This window comes from Pseudomonas sp. PA15(2017) (assembly GCF_001945395.1).
In the GTDB taxonomy this organism is placed as follows: domain Bacteria; phylum Pseudomonadota; class Gammaproteobacteria; order Pseudomonadales; family Pseudomonadaceae; genus Aquipseudomonas.
Window position 1 is genome coordinate 1 of sequence record NZ_MSXV01000052.1, and the last position, 15,772, is coordinate 15,772.

At 63.8% G+C, this 15,772-nt stretch carries 16 protein-coding genes; 4 read left to right on the forward strand and 12 right to left on the reverse strand.

The features are described 5' to 3' along the window. Nucleotides 1-820 precede the first annotated feature (820 nt). A complete protein-coding gene (locus tag BVH03_RS17290) occupies nucleotides 821-1,267 on the reverse strand; it encodes a hypothetical protein (RefSeq protein WP_075962329.1) in 447 nt (148 codons plus the stop codon). Between BVH03_RS17290 and trmL the strand changes: the two genes are divergently transcribed. After that, nucleotides 1,266-1,727: a tRNA (uridine(34)/cytosine(34)/5-carboxymethylaminomethyluridine(34)-2'-O)-methyltransferase TrmL gene (gene trmL, locus BVH03_RS17295; protein ID WP_075962330.1), complete on the forward strand. Its 462-nt coding sequence runs from the start codon at nucleotides 1,266-1,268 to the stop codon at nucleotides 1,725-1,727. The genes BVH03_RS17290 and trmL overlap by 2 nt on opposite strands. 156 nt (nucleotides 1,728-1,883) lie before the next feature. Here trmL and secB read toward each other — a convergent pair whose 3' ends face one another. From secB to BVH03_RS17310, 3 genes are read right to left on the reverse strand one after another with little or no spacing between them, the layout of a single operon-like run. Then, nucleotides 1,884-2,345 (reverse strand): protein-export chaperone SecB, encoded by a 462-nt coding sequence (gene secB / locus BVH03_RS17300; protein ID WP_075928783.1) that lies wholly within the window; start codon nucleotides 2,343-2,345, stop codon nucleotides 1,884-1,886. A 48-nt stretch (nucleotides 2,346-2,393) separates the two neighbouring features. After that, complete coding sequence (gene grxC / locus BVH03_RS17305; RefSeq protein WP_075962331.1) at nucleotides 2,394-2,648, reverse strand: glutaredoxin 3; 255 nt, start codon at nucleotides 2,646-2,648, stop codon at nucleotides 2,394-2,396. A 1-nt stretch (nucleotide 2,649) separates the two neighbouring features. Further along, the gene (locus tag BVH03_RS17310; RefSeq protein ID WP_075928781.1) at nucleotides 2,650-3,063 is read right to left on the reverse strand and encodes a rhodanese-like domain-containing protein; all 414 of its coding nucleotides are present in this window, start codon (nucleotides 3,061-3,063) and stop codon (nucleotides 2,650-2,652) included. A gap of 214 nt (nucleotides 3,064-3,277) precedes the next feature. Between BVH03_RS17310 and gpmI the strand changes: the two genes are divergently transcribed. The 3 genes from gpmI to BVH03_RS17325 all read left to right on the forward strand — a co-directional run bounded on the left by gpmI (nucleotide 3,278) and on the right by BVH03_RS17325 (nucleotide 7,558). Then, nucleotides 3,278-4,813 carry a 2,3-bisphosphoglycerate-independent phosphoglycerate mutase gene (gene gpmI / locus BVH03_RS17315; protein ID WP_075962332.1) on the forward strand — a complete coding sequence of 512 codons (1,536 nt, stop codon included), beginning with the start codon at nucleotides 3,278-3,280 and terminating at the stop codon, nucleotides 4,811-4,813. Between the two features lie 148 nt (nucleotides 4,814-4,961). Continuing rightward, on the forward strand, nucleotides 4,962-6,212 hold the full coding sequence (locus BVH03_RS17320; RefSeq protein WP_075962333.1) for a murein hydrolase activator EnvC: 1,251 nt from the start codon (nucleotides 4,962-4,964) through the stop codon (nucleotides 6,210-6,212). A 32-nt stretch (nucleotides 6,213-6,244) separates the two neighbouring features. Next, complete coding sequence (locus BVH03_RS17325) at nucleotides 6,245-7,558, forward strand: S41 family peptidase (protein ID WP_075962334.1); 1,314 nt, start codon at nucleotides 6,245-6,247, stop codon at nucleotides 7,556-7,558. A 1,208-nt stretch (nucleotides 7,559-8,766) separates the two neighbouring features. Here the strand turns inward: BVH03_RS17325 and BVH03_RS17330 are convergent. The 8 genes from BVH03_RS17330 to BVH03_RS17365 all read right to left on the reverse strand — a co-directional run bounded on the left by BVH03_RS17330 (nucleotide 8,767) and on the right by BVH03_RS17365 (nucleotide 15,651). Beyond that, nucleotides 8,767-9,522 carry an ABC transporter substrate-binding protein gene (locus BVH03_RS17330; RefSeq protein WP_075962335.1) on the reverse strand — a complete coding sequence of 252 codons (756 nt, stop codon included), beginning with the start codon at nucleotides 9,520-9,522 and terminating at the stop codon, nucleotides 8,767-8,769. Between the two features lie 177 nt (nucleotides 9,523-9,699). Next, nucleotides 9,700-10,455, reverse strand: a complete 756-nt coding sequence (locus BVH03_RS17335; RefSeq protein ID WP_075962336.1) for an ABC transporter substrate-binding protein — start codon at nucleotides 10,453-10,455, stop codon at nucleotides 9,700-9,702. A gap of 203 nt (nucleotides 10,456-10,658) precedes the next feature. Further along, nucleotides 10,659-11,429, reverse strand: a complete 771-nt coding sequence (gene hisF / locus BVH03_RS17340; protein WP_013792997.1) for an imidazole glycerol phosphate synthase subunit HisF — start codon at nucleotides 11,427-11,429, stop codon at nucleotides 10,659-10,661. A 71-nt stretch (nucleotides 11,430-11,500) separates the two neighbouring features. After that, nucleotides 11,501-12,259, reverse strand: coding sequence for a 1-(5-phosphoribosyl)-5-[(5-phosphoribosylamino)methylideneamino]imidazole-4-carboxamide isomerase (gene hisA / locus BVH03_RS17345; protein ID WP_075962337.1), 759 nt, complete (start codon nucleotides 12,257-12,259; stop codon nucleotides 11,501-11,503). A gap of 39 nt (nucleotides 12,260-12,298) precedes the next feature. Further along, nucleotides 12,299-12,553: a DUF2164 domain-containing protein gene (locus tag BVH03_RS17350; protein WP_075962338.1), complete on the reverse strand. Its 255-nt coding sequence runs from the start codon at nucleotides 12,551-12,553 to the stop codon at nucleotides 12,299-12,301. After that, nucleotides 12,554-13,192, reverse strand: coding sequence for an imidazole glycerol phosphate synthase subunit HisH (gene hisH / locus BVH03_RS17355; protein WP_075962339.1), 639 nt, complete (start codon nucleotides 13,190-13,192; stop codon nucleotides 12,554-12,556). It lies immediately after the preceding gene. Next, nucleotides 13,192-13,785, reverse strand: coding sequence for an imidazoleglycerol-phosphate dehydratase HisB (hisB, locus tag BVH03_RS17360; RefSeq protein WP_013793001.1), 594 nt, complete (start codon nucleotides 13,783-13,785; stop codon nucleotides 13,192-13,194). Before hisB ends, hisH begins: the two co-directional genes overlap by 1 nt. 207 nt (nucleotides 13,786-13,992) lie before the next feature. After that, nucleotides 13,993-15,651 carry an OFA family MFS transporter gene (locus tag BVH03_RS17365; protein WP_075928772.1) on the reverse strand — a complete coding sequence of 553 codons (1,659 nt, stop codon included), beginning with the start codon at nucleotides 15,649-15,651 and terminating at the stop codon, nucleotides 13,993-13,995. Nucleotides 15,652-15,772 lie beyond the last annotated feature (121 nt).

Below are 15,772 nucleotides of genomic sequence, written 5' to 3' on the forward strand. Positions count from 1 at the left end.
GGGTAAGACGGGCATGTTTATGCAAGTTCATCCGGGGCTCCTGGAAGGCTGTGTTGGTCGCGCTTCCAGAATTCCGGGAACGCCCCGGATGAACAACCTACTGAGAGATCACAGCTAGCCGTGCCCGCGATTCAGGCACCGCCGATTACCGGCAGGAACCGGCCAGCGTATTGATCCATCAGGACCTTTGCCGTCCACACCATCGCTTTCGCGCGCATGGCGCGCTCCCACATTTGTCTGTGGGAAGCCCCAGGTGTCGCTGCGCTCGACCCGGGCTACTCCACTGAGCATGGGTGATGGGCGGCTGGGCCTTGTGGGAGCGGGCCATGCCCGCGATGTAGGCACCGCCGATACCGGCAGGAACCAGCCTCCGTGTTGGTCTATAAAGACCTGCGCCGCCCATACCATCGCTTTCGCGCGCATGGCGCGCTCCCACATTTGCTTATGTGGCAGCGCTGATACCTCTCTTCACCCGAAGAATGCACGCCATCAGCGCACGACAGGTGCACTCATGCACCCGAGCAGAACATTCGCAAGGCAACGCCACACGGACAGAAACTTGACCATGGCCGCCAGCGCCCAGCAACTACGGGCCCTGCAGAAGAATCATGAAAACTGGCACGCCACCTGCAATGGCACTGACAACCCAGTTTCGGGGACCTTGGTACAGGCAGGCCGGGGATTCCCCTCTTTCTTTGGGAGCCTCGGTACAGGCAGGCCGGGACCTCCCTTCTTTCTTCGGGGACTCTGATACAGGCAGATCAGATAATCCCCCTTTTCTTCGGGAGCCCTGGTACAGGCAGGCCGGGAACTCCCTCTTTTACTCCTGACGCGGCGCCAGACGAACCGTCAGGCGCCAGCGGCCCTGCACCTCCACGGCATTCATTTCAGCGCGCAGCGGGCGAGCCGCCACCACGCGCACCTCCAGCTCACGCCCATCACGCACCACGCGCCAGTTGGCGGCGCGCCCGGCGATCTGCAACTGGCCCTGGCGCTCCCGGCCCAGCCCCTCGAAGCGCAGCGCGAAGGTGCCGTGAGCGTCGCTGACCTGCACGTGTGGCTCGACGTTGAACCACAGCAGCAAGCGGTCGTCCTGAACCTCGATGTCCCTGAGGTGCATGGCATCCGGGTGGAACAGCCGGCCGATCATCAGGCCGACCAGAAAACCGAAGATCGCCAGCGAGCCGATCACGCGCAGCCACGGACGCGGCCTTGGCGGCTTATCCGGCGTAGAATGGCGCCCGTCTTCTGGCCTGGAGCCGCGCATGTTTCATGTAATCCTTTTTCAACCGGAAATTCCGCCCAACACCGGCAACGTTATCAGGCTTTGCGCCAACAGCGGTTGCCACCTGCACCTGGTCGAGCCGCTTGGCTTCGAACTGGACGACAAGCGCCTGCGCCGCGCCGGGCTGGATTATCACGAGTACGCGCCGCTCAAGCGCCACGCCAGCCTCGAGGCCTGCCTGGAAAGCCTCGGCCAGCCACGGGTGTTCGCCTTCACCACCAAGGGCTCGCAGCCTTTCCATGAAGTGGCCTACCAGCCGGGCGATGCCTTCCTGTTCGGCCCGGAGAGCCGCGGCCTGCCGGCCGAGATTCGCGATGCCCTGCCCGAGTCGCAGCGCGTGCGCCTGCCGATGCGCGAAGGCTGCCGCAGCCTGAACCTGTCCAATACCGTGGCCGTCGCAGTGTATGAAGCCTGGCGCCAGAACGGCTTCGCCGTTAGTTGAAAGGCGGTACTGCGATTCTGTAGCCCGGCGTTGAGCGCAGCGATACCCGGGGCAGGCCATCCCTGGGTATCGCTGCACTCAACTGCAGGCTACGAGGCCGGGACAGGCCCAAAAAAAACGCCCCGAAGGGCGTTTTTTCATGCGGAGACCGCAGGCTCAGTTGGCCTGCTGGCGCTGCAGCTCCTGGGCGTACAGGGCGTCGAAGTTCACCGGGGCCAGCATCAGCGCCGGGAACGAGCCGCGCACCACCAGGCTGTCCAGGGTTTCACGGGCATACGGGAACAGGATGTTCGGGCAGAACGCACCCAGGGTGTGGCTCATGGAAGCGGCGTCCAGGCCTTTGATCAGGAAGATGCCAGCCTGCTGCACTTCGGCGATGAAGGCAGTTTCTTCGCCGTTCTTCACGGTCACCGACAGGGTCAGCACCACCTCGTGGAAGTCGCCTTCCAGGGCTTTCTGACGGGTGTTGAGGTCCATCGAGACGCTCGGCGTCCACTCCTGGCGGAAGATCTCGGGGCTCTTCGGCGCTTCGAAGGACAGGTCACGCACATAGATGCGCTGCAGGGAGAACTGGGGAGTCTGCTCGTCTTGGACGGCACCGGTAGCTTGTTCGGTCATGGGGCAAAGCCTTCTGCTGTATGGACGTAAAGGAAGGTTCTAAATCGATCAGGCATCGAGCAGCGCATCGAGCTTGCCGGCCCGTTCCAGGGCAAACAGGTCGTCGCAGCCACCCACATGGGTTTCACCGATCCATATTTGCGGCACCGAGGTGCGGCCGGCCTTGCGCGTCATCTCGGCGCGCACGTCCGGCTTGCCGTCGACTCGGATCTCGTCGAACGGCACGCTTTTGCTGGTCAACAGCTGCTTGGCGCGGATGCAGTAGGGGCACCAGTCGCTGGAGTAGATGACGACCTTGGCCATGTCACTTCACCACGGGCAGGCTGTCGCCACGCCAGGTGGCGATACCGCCGCCCAGGCGCGCGGCGGTGAAGCCGGCCTTCTGCAATTCACGGGCGGCGGTGCCGGCCTGCTGGCCCAGGGCATCGACCACGATGATGGTCTTGGCCTTATGCTTTTCCAGCTCGGCCAGGCGCGAGGCCAGCTTGTCGTTGGGGATGTTCAGGGCACCGACGATATGGCCGGTGTCGAAATCCTTCTTGCTGCGAATATCGACCACCACGCCTTCGTCGCGGTTGATCAGCGCCGTCACTTCACGGCTGCTCAGGCTTTTGCCGCCCTTGCTCAGTTCGGTGAAGATCAACAGCGAAAGAATGATGACGAACAGGCCGCTGAGGATGAAGTGGTTGGTGGCAAATTCAATGAGGTTGGCAAGCATCACGCGGTTCCGGGACGGTAAAATGCCGGCCAGTATACACAGCCCGGTGAGTCCACCAAAGGCCGCACGGCGGTGACGGGATCTTTCCGAGGCCGTAGAATGTCAGAGCGATTTCAGTGGGTCGCCTCCCCGGGCGACCGCCTCCGGACCGCCGCGAGCGAGCATGTGCTCGCCGCCGGCATTAATTGCTTCCCCTCAGCAGAGCGAGCCCCGTATGAGCGCAGCGCCCAAACCCCTGGTTCTGGTCATTCTCGACGGCTTCGGCCACAGCGAAACTCCCGAGCACAATGCCATTTTCGCCGCCAGCACGCCAGTCTATGACCGTCTGCGTGCCACCCAGCCCCACGGGCTGATTTCCGGCAGCGGCATGGACGTCGGCTTGCCGGATGGCCAGATGGGCAACTCCGAGGTTGGCCACATGAATCTCGGTGCCGGCCGCGTGGTGTATCAGGACTTCACCCGAGTGACCAAGGCGATCCGCGACGGCGAGTTCTTCGAGAACCCGGCCATCACCGGCGCCGTGGACAAGGCTGCGGGCGCCGGCAAGGCCGTGCACATCCTCGGCCTGCTGTCCGACGGCGGCGTGCACAGCCACCAGGATCACCTGGTGGCGATGGTCGAGCTGGCCGCGCGCCGTGGCGCCGAGAAGATTTACCTGCACGCCTTTCTCGACGGTCGCGACACCGCGCCGAAAAGCGCCCAGAGTTCCATCGAGCTGCTCGACGCCACCTTCGCCAAACTCGGCAAGGGCCGCATCGCTTCGCTGATCGGCCGCTACTTCGCCATGGATCGCGACAACCGTTGGGATCGCGTGGCCCAGGCCTACAACCTGATCGCCGATGGCAACAGCCAGTTCCAGGCGGATACCGCCGTGGCCGGCCTGCAAGCCGCCTATGCCCGCGAGGAAAGCGACGAGTTCGTGAAAGCCACCAGCATCGGCGAGCCGGTCCGGGTCGAGGACGGCGACGCCGTGGTGTTCATGAACTTCCGTGCCGACCGCGCCCGCGAGCTGACCCGCGCTTTCGTCGAGCAGGGCTTCGACGCCTTCGAGCGGGCCCGGGTGCCGCAGACCGCCGGCTTCATCATGCTCACCCAGTACGCGGCGAGCATCGACACGCCCAGCGCCTTCAAGCCCGAGCCGCTGGTCAACGTGTTCGGCGAGTACCTGGCCAACAACGGCAAGACCCAGCTGCGCATCGCCGAGACCGAGAAGTACGCCCACGTCACCTTCTTCTTCTCCGGCGGCCGCGAAGAGCCGTTCACGGGCGAAGAGCGTATCCTGATCCCGTCGCCGAACGTCGCCACCTATGATCTGCAGCCGCAGATGAACGCCCCCGAGGTGACCGACAAGATCGTCGACGCCATCGAGAATCAGCGCTTCGATGTGATCGTGGTCAACTACGCCAACGGCGACATGGTCGGCCACACTGGTGTGTTCGAGGCGGCGGTCGCCGCGGTGGAGTGCCTGGACACCTGCATGGGGCGCATCGTCGAGGCCCTCGACAAGGTCGGTGGCGAAGCACTGATCACCGCCGACCACGGCAATGTCGAGCAGATGCAGGACGAATGCACTGGCCAGGCGCACACCGCGCACACCTGCGAACCGGTACCGTTCATCTACGTCGGCAAGCGCAAAGTGAGCATCCGCGAAGGCGGCGTGCTGGCGGATGTGGCACCCACCCTGCTGACGCTGATGGGCCTGCCGATTCCCCAGGAAATGACCGGCACCAGCATCGTCACCCTCGGCTGACCTTAGGTGACGGCTCGGGGCGGCGCAGCAGCGCTGCCCCACCGGTCGACCGCCTGCCACCTCGGGTCGGCATCTGCACCAGAGACGTTTTTTTTACCCGGAACCAAGGGCATACTAAGCCGGTTCCCCGCCAGGTACCGCCTGCACCATGCTCCGTGTCCTCACCTTTATCCTCATGACCAGCCTGCTGGCACCGGTTTTCGCCGATCAGAAAGCCGACACGCAGAAGCAGCTGGATGCGGCACGTGCCGACGTCAGCGAATTGAAGAAACTGCTGGAGCAACTGCAGCAGGAAAAATCCGGTGTACAGAAGCAGCTCAAGACCACCGAAACCGAAATGGGCGAGCTGGAGAATCAGGTCAAGGGCCTGCGCGAAGAGCTGCAGGACAGCGAGCAAGAGCTCAAACGCCTCGATCAGGAGAAAAAAAAACTCCAGGGCGCGCGCCTTGAACAGCAACGGCTGATCGGCATCCAGGCCCGTGCGGCCTATCAGGGCGGGCGCCAGGAGTACCTCAAGCTTTTGCTCAACCAGCAGAACCCGGAAAAATTCTCCCGCACCCTGACCTACTACGATTACCTCGCCGAAGCGCGCATGGGTCAGCTGACGGCCTTTAACGAGACGCTGCGCCAGCTGGCCAACGTCGAGCAGGACATCAGCCATCACCAGCAGCAATTGCAGGTGCAGAAAGGCGAGCTGGACAGCCGCAGCGCCCAGCTGGCCGAGGTGCGCAAGGAGCGCCAGCAGGCACTGGCCAAGCTGAACAAGGATTACGCCGCCCGCGACCAGCGCCTCAAGGCCCGCGAGCAGGAGCAGGCCGAACTCGGCCGGGTGCTCAAGACCATCGAGCAAACCCTCGCCCGCCAGGCCCGTGAAGCAGAGGCGCAGCGCCAGCGCGAACTCGCCGCTGCGCGCGAGAAGCCCAGCGCTCCGGCAGCGACCGGCAAGCGCGCCGAAAGCGGCCCGCTGGTCAGCTCCGGCGCCGCCTACGGCGGGCCATTCGCCAATGCCAAGGGCAAGCTGCCATGGCCAGTCAATGGCCGTGTTGTTGCAAGATATGGAACCCCGCGGGGCGAAGATGCTCGGACTAAGTGGGACGGCGTGCTGATTGGCGCCACCGCCGGCAGTCAGGTACGCGCCGTGCATGGCGGTCGAGTGGTTTTCGCAGACTGGTTGCGCGGTTCCGGGCTTCTGGTCATTCTCGACCATGGCAATGGTTACCTGACCCTTTACGGGCACAACCAGAGCCTGCTCAAGGACGCCGGAGACATCGTCAAGGCCGGGGAGCCCATCGCCACCGTCGGTACCAGCGGCGGCCAGGACACCCCAGCGCTGTATTTCGCGATTCGCCAGCAGGGCCGCGCCAGCGATCCGGCCCAATGGTGTCGGGCGCAAGGATAAGCGCCATCTCATTGTCGTAGGAGTTAGTTCGAATGCCGCATCTGTCCCGCCTCACCTCCCTGGCCCTGGCGATTGCCCTGCTCGGTGGCGCACCTGTGCTGCATGCCGACCAGGCTCCGATCACCGCGCCGCCGGCCGTCGACCAGAATGCAGCGCCGCTGCCCCTGGACGAGCTGCGTACCTTCGCCGAGGTGATGGACCGCATCAAGGCCGCCTACGTCGAGCCGGTCACCGACAAGGAACTGCTGGAAAACGCCATCAAAGGCATGCTCAGCAACCTCGACCCGCATTCGGCCTACCTCGACCCGAAAGCCTTCGCCGAGCTGCAGGAAAGCACCAGCGGCGAGTTCGGCGGCCTGGGCATCGAAGTCGGTACCGAGGACGGGTTCATCAAAGTGGTCTCGCCCATCGACGACACCCCGGCCTCCAAGGCGGGCATCCACCCCGGCGACCTGATCGTCAAGATCGACGGCAAGCCCACCAAGGGCCAGTCGATGATGGAAGCCGTCGAGAGGATGCGCGGCAAGGCCGGCAGCAAGATCGTCCTGACTCTGGTGCGCGAAGGCGGCAAGCCGTTCGACGTCGAGCTGACCCGCGCGGTGATCAAGGTCACCAGCGTACGCAGCCAGATGATCGATCCGGGCTACGGCTACATCCGCGTCACCCAGTTCCAGATCAACACCGGCGAGGAAGTCGGCAAGGCCCTGAACAAGCTGCGCAAGGAAAACGGCAAGAAGCTCAGCGGCCTGGTGCTCGACCTGCGCAACAACCCCGGCGGCGTGCTGCAGTCGGCCGTGGAAGTGGCCGACCACTTCCTCAAGAAGGGCCTGATCGTCTACACCAAGGGGCGCATCCCCAACTCGGAACTGCGCTTCTCCGCCGACCCGCTGGACGCCAGCGAAGGCGTGCCGCTGGTGGTGCTGATCAACGGTGGCAGCGCTTCGGCCTCGGAGATCGTCGCCGGCGCCCTGCAGGACCACAAGCGCGGCATCGTCATGGGCACCGACAGCTTCGGCAAGGGCTCGGTGCAGACCGTGCTGCCGTTGAACAACGATCGCGCCCTGAAGATCACCACGGCGCTGTACTTCACGCCCAATGGCCGCTCGATCCAGGCCCAGGGCATCGTGCCGGATGTGGAAGTGGCACGCGCCAGGCTGACCCGCGAGAGCGACGACCCGACCCTCAAGGAAGCCGACCTGCAAGGCCACCTCGGCAATGGCAACGGCGGCGCCGATCGCCCGAGCCGGGGCGTGCCTGGCAAGGCAGCCCGCCCGCAGGACGACGACTACCAGCTGAGCCAGGCACTGAATCTGCTCAAGGGCCTGAACGTTACCCGCGCCGACTGAACATCGGCCGCCATCAAAAGCCCCGGCGCAGGCAACTGCACCGGGGCTTTTTATTGGCGCAGCGACGGTATGGACAGCGCAGGTCTTGATGGATCAATACGCTGGCCGGTTCCTGCCGGTATCGGTGGCGACTGAATCGCGGGCACGGCCCGCTCCCACAAAGCCCAGCCGCCCATCACTCATGCTCAGCGCAGTAGCCCGGGTCGAGCGCAGCGACACCCGGGGCTGTCCATGGAAAAGTGTGGGAGCGCGCCATGCGCGCGAAAGCGATGGCATGAGCGGCGCCGGTCTTGATGGATCAATACGCTGGCCGGTTCCTGCCGGTATCGGTGGCGACTGAATCGCGGGCACGGCCCGCTCCCACAAAGCCCAGCCGCACATCACTCATGCTCAGCGCAGTAGCCCGGGTCGAGCGCAGCGACACCCGGGGCTGCTCACGGACAAATGTGGGAGCGCGCCATGCGCGCGAAAGCGATGGTATGGGCGGCGCAGGTCTTGATGGACCAACACGGTGGCTGGTTCCTGCCGGTATCGGCGGTGCCTGAATCGCGGGCACGGCCCGCTCCCACAAGGCCCAGCCGCACATCACTCATGCTCAGTGGAGTAGCCCGGGTCGAGCGCAGCGACACCCGGGGCTTCCCACAGACAAATGTGGGAGTGCGCCACGCGCGCGAAAGCGATGGTATGGGCGGCGCAGGTCTTTATAGACCAACACGGTAGCTGGTTACTGCTGTTGTCGGCGGTGATCGTATCGCGGGCACGACCCGCTCCCACAAAGCCCAGCCGCCCATTACTCATGCTCAGCGGGGTAGCCCGGGTCGAGCGCAGCGACACCCGGGGCTTCCCACAGACAAATGAGGGAGCGCGCCATGCGCGCGAAAGCGATGGTATGAGCGGCGCAGGTCTTGATGGATCAATACGGTGGCCGGTTCCTGCCGGTATCGGTGATGCCTGAATCGCGGGCACGACCCGCTCCCACAAAGCCCAGCCGCGCATCACTCATGCTCAGTGGAGTAGCCCGGGTCGAGCGCAGCGACACCCGGGGCTGACCACGGAAAAATGTGGAAGCGCGCCATGCGCGCGAAGGCGATGGCATGGGCGGCGTAGGTCTTGATAGAACAACACGCTGGCCGGTTCCTGCCGGTATCGGAGGTCGGCGATCCTACGCGGTCGGTGAACTGCGCGGGATCGCGGCGAACAGGCAACCGTCACAAGTAATTATTGGTCATCTCGTCGATGAAGCCGTCATTGCGCATTTCGTCGAGCGCCTTCTGCAGGCGCTGCACCACCTCGTCCGGGGTGTCCTTGTTCAAGGCCAGGTACAGTTCCGCCTCGTTGAACCGCAGCACGGTATTGAGCCCCGAGACGCCCTCCTGCTTGGCCAGATAGCGGCCGACCGGGTCGGTGGTGGCCCACAGGTCGATCTTGCCGCCGGTAAGCTTCTTGACGTTCTCCTGGTCACGCAGCGCGTTGACCGGCGCCAGGCCCTGGCTCTCCAGATGCTGGCTCACCGCATCGTTCTTGTAGGCACCGATGGTGTACTGGCCCGCATCCTTGAGACTCTTCACGGTCATTTCGTTGCCTGGCGCCGAGAGCAGCACCCAGCCGGTCTTGGCCAGCGGGCCGACCCATTTGAACAGCGGCTGGCGCTCGGGCGTGAAGGTGGTGGAGAACAGCCCGTAGTTGGGCTTGTCGAGGGTCAGCTTGTAGAGGCGATCCCAGGGGAAGCGCAGGGTCAGGCTGTACTTGATGCCGGCACGCTTGAACATCTCACGGACGATCTCGGCATTGATGCCATCGATGCCGTCGTCACGGGCGAAGTTCTTGTCGTCCACCGCCATGTTGAACGGCGGGAAGTTCTCGGTCAGCAATACCATCTTGTAGTCGGCTGGCAGCTCGGCCCTGGCCGTACAGGCGATCAAGGTAAGCCCAAGTAGTGCAATGCTCTTCAAACTGCTCAACATCTGTCGTCCCCGCCACGTGGTTATGATTATGGTTGGCGGCCTCCTGCCGAACTTCGCACCACCACCGTCCTGGCAATGGCTGCCGTGCGCACAAGGCACACGGCAGCAGAACGCCGAATCATCGCCACGCCAGCGCTCCCTCAGCGCCTCGACGTGCCCCTCATACGACTTTCAGGGCTAAAGATAGCTGTTGAGAATGCTGTCGACGATCCCCTCAGCGCGCATCTTGTCCAGTTCCGACTGCAGCTTCTGTACCACCTCGTCCGGGGTGTCCTTGTTCAGCGCCAGATAGAGCTGCGCGCTATTGAAACGCAGCACGGTCTTCAGGCCGCTGACACCTTCCTGGCGCGCCAGGTAACGCCCTGCCGGGTCACCGGTGGCCCACAGATCGATCTGCCCGGCCATCAGCTTCTTGGCATTCTCCTGGTCACGCAGCGAGGCCACGGGCTGCAGGCCTTCCTTTTCGAGGTGCTCGGCGATGGCGTCGCCTTTGTAGGCGCCAATCCGATATTGCTTGGCCTGCTGCAGGTTCTTGACCACCAGCTTGCTGTCACCGCGTGCCAGCAGCACCCAGTCGTCCGGACCGATGGGGCCGACCCACTTGAACAGCGCCTCGCGCTCGGGCAGCCGCGCGGTCACGAACACGCCGTAGCCGGGCTTCTCGAGGGCGAGCTTGTAGATGCGATCCCAGGGGAAGCGCAGGGTGAGGCTGTACTTGATGTCAGCGCGCTTGAACATTTCGCGCACCACGTCGACGGCGATCCCGTCGATGCTGTCTTCCTGGGCGAAGTTCTTGCCATTGATCGCCATGTTGTACGGCGGGAAGTTTTCCGTCAGCAACACCACGTTGTAGTTCGGGTCGATTTCGGCGCGCGCCACCGATGCCATCAAGAGCAGGGCACTTGCCGCTGCCAACCACAGACGTTTGCACATGTACTGGACTACCTGTCATTCGAAGCGTTGACGGGCGGCCGGAAAGGTAGCGCCCGGCGTGACCGGGCGTCTGGGCAGAAACAGCGAGCTAGACGCTCTGGCTTGACCCGATCCTTGTCACACGGGTGCTAGCTTAGCGCCATTAGCGGGCATCCAAAAGGCCAATTGCACCAGCTTGGGCGCAACGCTCACGATGCGGCGGCTCAACGCACCACGATACCGCGGCTGGCCATGTAGGCCTTTGCCTCGGGCACGGTGTACTCGCCGAAGTGGAAGATGCTCGCCGCCAGCACCGCGGCGGCCTTGCCTTCGATGATGCCGTCGGCCAAGTGCTGCAGGTTGCCGACGCCGCCGGAGGCGATCACCGGGATGCCCACCGCTTCGCTGATGGCACGGGTCACGCCAAGGTCGTAGCCGCTCTTCACGCCGTCCTGATCCATGCTGGTGAGCAGGATCTCGCCAGCGCCCAGGCCTTCCATCTTCATCGCCCACTGCACGGCATCGAGGCCGGTCGGCTTGCGGCCACCGTGGGTGAAGATTTCCCAGCGTGGCGCCTCGCCCGGGCCGGACACCTTCTTGGCGTCGATGGCCACGACGATGCACTGCGAGCCGAAGCGCGAGGCCGCCTCGCCGACGAACTCGGGGGTGAACACCGCAGCGGTATTGATCGACACCTTGTCGGCACCGGCATTGAGCAGGTTGCGGATGTCCGCCACGCTGCGCACGCCACCGCCCACGGTCAGCGGGATGAACACCTGGCTGGCCATGCGCTCGACGGTGTGCAGCGTGGTATCGCGGCCATCGACGCTGGCGGTGATGTCCAGGAAGGTGATCTCGTCGGCGCCCTGCTCGTCGTAGCGACGGGCGATTTCCACCGGGTCGCCGGCATCGCGGATGTTCTCGAACTTGACACCCTTGACCACGCGGCCGTTGTCCACGTCCAGGCAAGGAATGATGCGTTTGGCCAATGCCATGCTTTTTCTCCGAAAAAGAGCTGCAAGCTGCAAGCCTCAGGCTTCAAGCAGAAGCCTGAGCGGGCAGCGCTTTATCTTGCTGCTTGTGGCTTGCCGCTTGTCGCTGCATCGCACAATGCCTGCGCTTCAGCCACGTCCAGAGTGCCTTCGTAGATCGCGCGGCCGGTGATGGCGCCGACGATGCCTGGCGAGCGGGCCAGCAACAGCTTCTCGATATCGCCCAGGTTGTGGATGCCGCCGGAGGCGATCACCGGGATGCTGCTGGCAGCGGCCAGGGCAGCGGTGGCCTCGACGTTGCAGCCCTGCATCATGCCGTCCTTGGCGATATCGGTGTAGACGATCGCCGAGACGCCGTCGGCCTCGAAGCGCCTGGCCAGATCGGTGGCCTGCACGGTGCTGACTTCAGCCCAGCCGTCGGTGGCGACGAAGCCATCCTTGGCGTCCAGGCCGACGATGACCTTGCCCGGGAAGGCCTTGCAGGCGTCGGTGACGAACTGCGGATCCTTGACGGCCTTGGTGCCGATGATCACGTAGCTGACGCCGGCCTTGACGTAGTGCTCGATGGTTTCCAGCGACCGGATGCCGCCGCCGATCTGGATCGGCAGGTTCGGGTAGCGCTTGGCGATGGCGGTAACCACTTCACCATTGACCGGCTGGCCCTCGAAGGCGCCGTTGAGGTCGACCAGGTGCAGACGACGGCAGCCGCCCTCGACCCACTTGGCGGCCATGCTCACCGGGTCATCGGAGAACACCGTGGAATCTTCCATGCGGCCCTGGCGCAGGCGTACGCAGGCGCCGTCCTTGAGGTCGATAGCGGGGATAATCAGCATCTGCAGCACCTTGTCTAGTTCAGCCGGCCGGGGCCGGAATCAATCTTTCTCGAGCGCCCACAGGTCGACTTCGAGGCTCTCAAAGCGCTCGCGCAGCAAACTGTGCGCATCGGTGATCGCTCGGTTGTAGTAATGCGGGGCGATGTCGCGCCCGAACAGTTCGAGCAGCTCCAACACCTCGAAGGAGCCCAGCTCCAGCTCGAAACGGTCGCCCAGAAAGCGCTGCAGCTTGTGCACCGCATCGCTTTCCTGCTCGGGCGTGAGCGTCAGGATCGGGCTCTTGAGCCGTGCCATCTACCAGCGACCATCCCAGGCGGCGAAGTTCTGCAGCAGCTGCAGGCCGTGGGTGTGGCTCTTCTCCGGATGGAACTGCACGGCGAAGCGCGAACCATCGGCCAGGGCCGCGGCGAAATCCTTGCCGTAGTGACCACGGCCAACCACCTGTTGCGCCTTGGCCGCCTCGATGTAGTAGCTGTGTACGAAGTAGAAGCGCGCCTGCTCGGGGATGTTGTGCCACAGCGGATGCTTGACCGCCTGGCTCACCTCGTTCCAGCCCATGTGCGGGACTTTCAGCGGCTCACCGTTCTCGACCATGCTCTTGCCGAAGAAGCGCACCTGGCCGGGGAACAGACCGATGCAGTCGACGCCGTCGTTCTCTTCGCTGCGCTCGAGCAGCGCCTGCATGCCCACGCAGATACCGAGAAACGGACGATCCTGGCTGACTTCGCGAACCAGCTCGTCGAAGCCCAGGCGGCGGATCTCGGCCATGCAATCGCGGATCGCGCCGACGCCGGGAAACACCACACGGTCGGCCTCGCGAATCACCTGAGCATCGCTGGTTACCAGCACACGGCCGGCGCCTACATGCTCCAGCGCCTTGGACACCGAGTGCAGGTTGCCCATGCCGTAATCGATGACGGCTACCGTCTGCATCAGAGCACGCCCTTGGTCGATGGCATCTGCCCGGCCATGCGCGGGTCGAGCTCGACCGCCATGCGCAGAGCGCGACCGAAGGCCTTGAACACGGTCTCGATCTGGTGGTGGGTGTTCACGCCACGCAGGTTATCGATGTGCAGGCTGACCTGGGCATGGTTGACGAAGCCCTGGAAGAACTCCTGGAAAAGGTCGACATCGAAGCCGCCAACCACCGCACGAGTGAACGGCACGTGCATCTGCAGGCCGGGGCGACCGGAAAAGTCGATCACCACGCGCGACAGCGCTTCGTCCAGCGGCACGTAGGAGTGGCCGTAACGGGTCATGCCTTTCTTGTCGCCGACGGCCTTGGCAAAGGCCTGGCCGAGGGTGATGCCGACGTCTTCGACGGTGTGGTGATCGTCGATGTGCAGGTCGCCCTTGCAGAAGATGTCCAGGTCGATCAGGCCATGGCGGGCGATCTGGTCGAGCATGTGCTCGAAGAACGGCACGCCGGTATCGAAGGTGGCCTTGCCGGTGCCATCCAGATTGATCGAGACCTTGATCTGGGTCTCCAGGGTGTTGCGCTCGACGGATGCCGTACGTTCGGCCATCACCTGCTCCACAAAATCGTTGGGCGAAAGGGCGAACATTATAGGCTGATAAGCAGCAAAGCTATAAAGCCGTCCGGCAAAAATGCCGCGAAGGCGCAAGCCGCATCACGACGTGGCAAGACGCTCGCTCCTGCGCCGCCAAATCGCGGGCATAAAAAATCCCGCTGACGCACCGGGCGCCAGCGGGATTCTCAAGGCATCAGACCGTTACTGGAACAGTACGGCAGTCTTCTGCAGGGTAATCCAGACACCCCAGGCCAGCGGGATACCCACGGCCAACCAGGCAGCGATCACCAGCGGCTTGCTCGACGGATCGGCAGCCCACTCCAGTTCGGTAGCGGACGGCTTGGATTTTTCGCCATGGGCGCGCTCGGCGGCCAGCTCTGCCTCGGTCATGAAGTACTTGGGATCCACAGGGCGGACCAGCAGGTTGCAGATGAAGCCCAGCACCAGCAGGCCAGCGAGGATGTACAGGGTGATGTCGTAAGCGGCAGCGCGCTCGACGCCGATGCTCAGCTGATACTCACGCAGGTAGTTGACCAGCACCGGACCCAGCACGCCCGCGAAGGCCCAGGCGGTCAGCAGACGACCGTGGATCGCACCGACCATCTGGGTGCCGAACAGGTCGGCCAGGTAAGCCGGAACGGTCGCGAAACCACCACCGTACATGGACAGGATCAGGCAGAAGGCGAACACGAACAGGGCGATGCTGCCCAGGTGACCGGTCCACGGCACCAGCGCATACAGGGTGAAGCCCAGCGCGAAGAACACGAAGTAGGTCGCCTTGCGGCCGATCAGGTCGGAGAACGAAGCCCAGAAGAAGCGGCCACCGATGTTGAACAGGCTCAGCAGGCCGGTGAAGCCGGCCGCGATCGCGGCGATCTGGCCCAGCTGTGCAGCGCTCAGCTCACTGAATGGCACGTTCAGGCCGATCAGCTTGCCGCCGAAAACTTCCTGCAGCATGGGCGAGGCCATGCCGATTATGCCGATACCGGCCGAGACGTTCAGGCACAGTACGGCCCAGACCAGCCAGAATTGCGGGGTTTTCCACGCGGTGTTCACATGGACGTGGCCCTTGGTGATCATCGCATTGTTGGCCTTGGCAGCCGGAGCGACCCAGCCAGCAGGCTTCCAGCCGGTTGGCGGAACGCGGTAGGCCAGTGCGCCACCGACCATGAAGATGAAGTAGATCACCGCCATGACCACGAAGCTCTGCCATACACCGACGCCAGTTTCGTTGGCGAAGTGGCCCATCAGCGCCGCGGCCAGGGGAGCACCGACCATCGCGCCGCCACCGAAGCCCATGATGGCCATACCGGTGGCCATGCCGCGCTTGTCCGGGAACCACTTGATCAGCGTCGACACCGGGGAGATGTAGCCCAGGCCCAGACCGATACCGCCGATCACGCCGGAACCGACCCACATCAGCCAGATCTGGTGGGTGTAGATACCTAGCGCGGAGATCAGCAGACCGCCACACCAGCACACGGCCGACACCAGGCCAGCCTTACGCGGGCCAGCATGTTCCAGCCAGCCACCCCATACGGCAGCCGCACAACCCAGGAACACGAAGAACAGGGTGTAGATCCAGCCCAGCATGGAGATCTGCCAGTCGCAGTTGCTGGCGAAGATCTGTTCGAAGAAACCAATGTCCGGCGCACACGCGACTGGCGCGGTGATACCAATGGCCTTGGACAGCGGCAGCCAGAATACGGAGAACCCGTAGGCCATGCCGATGCACAGGTGGATGGCGAGGGCAGCTGGCGGAACCAGCCAGCGGTTGAAACCGGGCTTAGCGATGATGCGTTCCTTAGACAGGAAAGCAGGCGTCGCTGAAGCACCGTTTTGCACGGTGGCGTCAGTCATGTTTTCTTCTCTGATTAGGTTGGCAAACAGGTATTTACTGGCGACGCATCAACGAGAAGCGCCTCCAAACAACAAGTGAGTACGGGGAGAATCCATTTGCTCTAGCTGACCGCTAGCTCCC

What these genes read in the sequence shown, in the direction of transcription:
- gpmI (WP_075962332.1), top strand. Translation starts at nt 3,278, where the DNA reads ATGAGCGCAGCGCCCAAACCCCTGGTTCTGGTCATTCTCGACGGCTTC.
- hisF (WP_013792997.1), bottom strand. Translation starts at nt 11,429, where the DNA reads ATGGCATTGGCCAAACGCATCATTCCTTGCCTGGACGTGGACAACGGC.
- BVH03_RS17290 (WP_075962329.1), bottom strand. Translation starts at nt 1,267, where the DNA reads ATGCGCGGCTCCAGGCCAGAAGACGGGCGCCATTCTACGCCGGATAAG.
- hisB (WP_013793001.1), bottom strand. Translation starts at nt 13,785, where the DNA reads ATGGCCGAACGTACGGCATCCGTCGAGCGCAACACCCTGGAGACCCAG.
- BVH03_RS17325 (WP_075962334.1), top strand. Translation starts at nt 6,245, where the DNA reads ATGCCGCATCTGTCCCGCCTCACCTCCCTGGCCCTGGCGATTGCCCTG.
- hisH (WP_075962339.1), bottom strand. Translation starts at nt 13,192, where the DNA reads ATGCAGACGGTAGCCGTCATCGATTACGGCATGGGCAACCTGCACTCG.
- BVH03_RS17365 (WP_075928772.1), bottom strand. Translation starts at nt 15,651, where the DNA reads ATGACTGACGCCACCGTGCAAAACGGTGCTTCAGCGACGCCTGCTTTC.
- BVH03_RS17330 (WP_075962335.1), bottom strand. Translation starts at nt 9,522, where the DNA reads ATGTTGAGCAGTTTGAAGAGCATTGCACTACTTGGGCTTACCTTGATC.
- BVH03_RS17310 (WP_075928781.1), bottom strand. Translation starts at nt 3,063, where the DNA reads ATGCTTGCCAACCTCATTGAATTTGCCACCAACCACTTCATCCTCAGC.
- grxC (WP_075962331.1), bottom strand. Translation starts at nt 2,648, where the DNA reads ATGGCCAAGGTCGTCATCTACTCCAGCGACTGGTGCCCCTACTGCATC.
- secB (WP_075928783.1), bottom strand. Translation starts at nt 2,345, where the DNA reads ATGACCGAACAAGCTACCGGTGCCGTCCAAGACGAGCAGACTCCCCAG.
- BVH03_RS17350 (WP_075962338.1), bottom strand. Translation starts at nt 12,553, where the DNA reads ATGGCACGGCTCAAGAGCCCGATCCTGACGCTCACGCCCGAGCAGGAA.
- BVH03_RS17335 (WP_075962336.1), bottom strand. Translation starts at nt 10,455, where the DNA reads ATGTGCAAACGTCTGTGGTTGGCAGCGGCAAGTGCCCTGCTCTTGATG.
- hisA (WP_075962337.1), bottom strand. Translation starts at nt 12,259, where the DNA reads ATGCTGATTATCCCCGCTATCGACCTCAAGGACGGCGCCTGCGTACGC.
- trmL (WP_075962330.1), top strand. Translation starts at nt 1,266, where the DNA reads ATGTTTCATGTAATCCTTTTTCAACCGGAAATTCCGCCCAACACCGGC.
- BVH03_RS17320 (WP_075962333.1), top strand. Translation starts at nt 4,962, where the DNA reads ATGCTCCGTGTCCTCACCTTTATCCTCATGACCAGCCTGCTGGCACCG.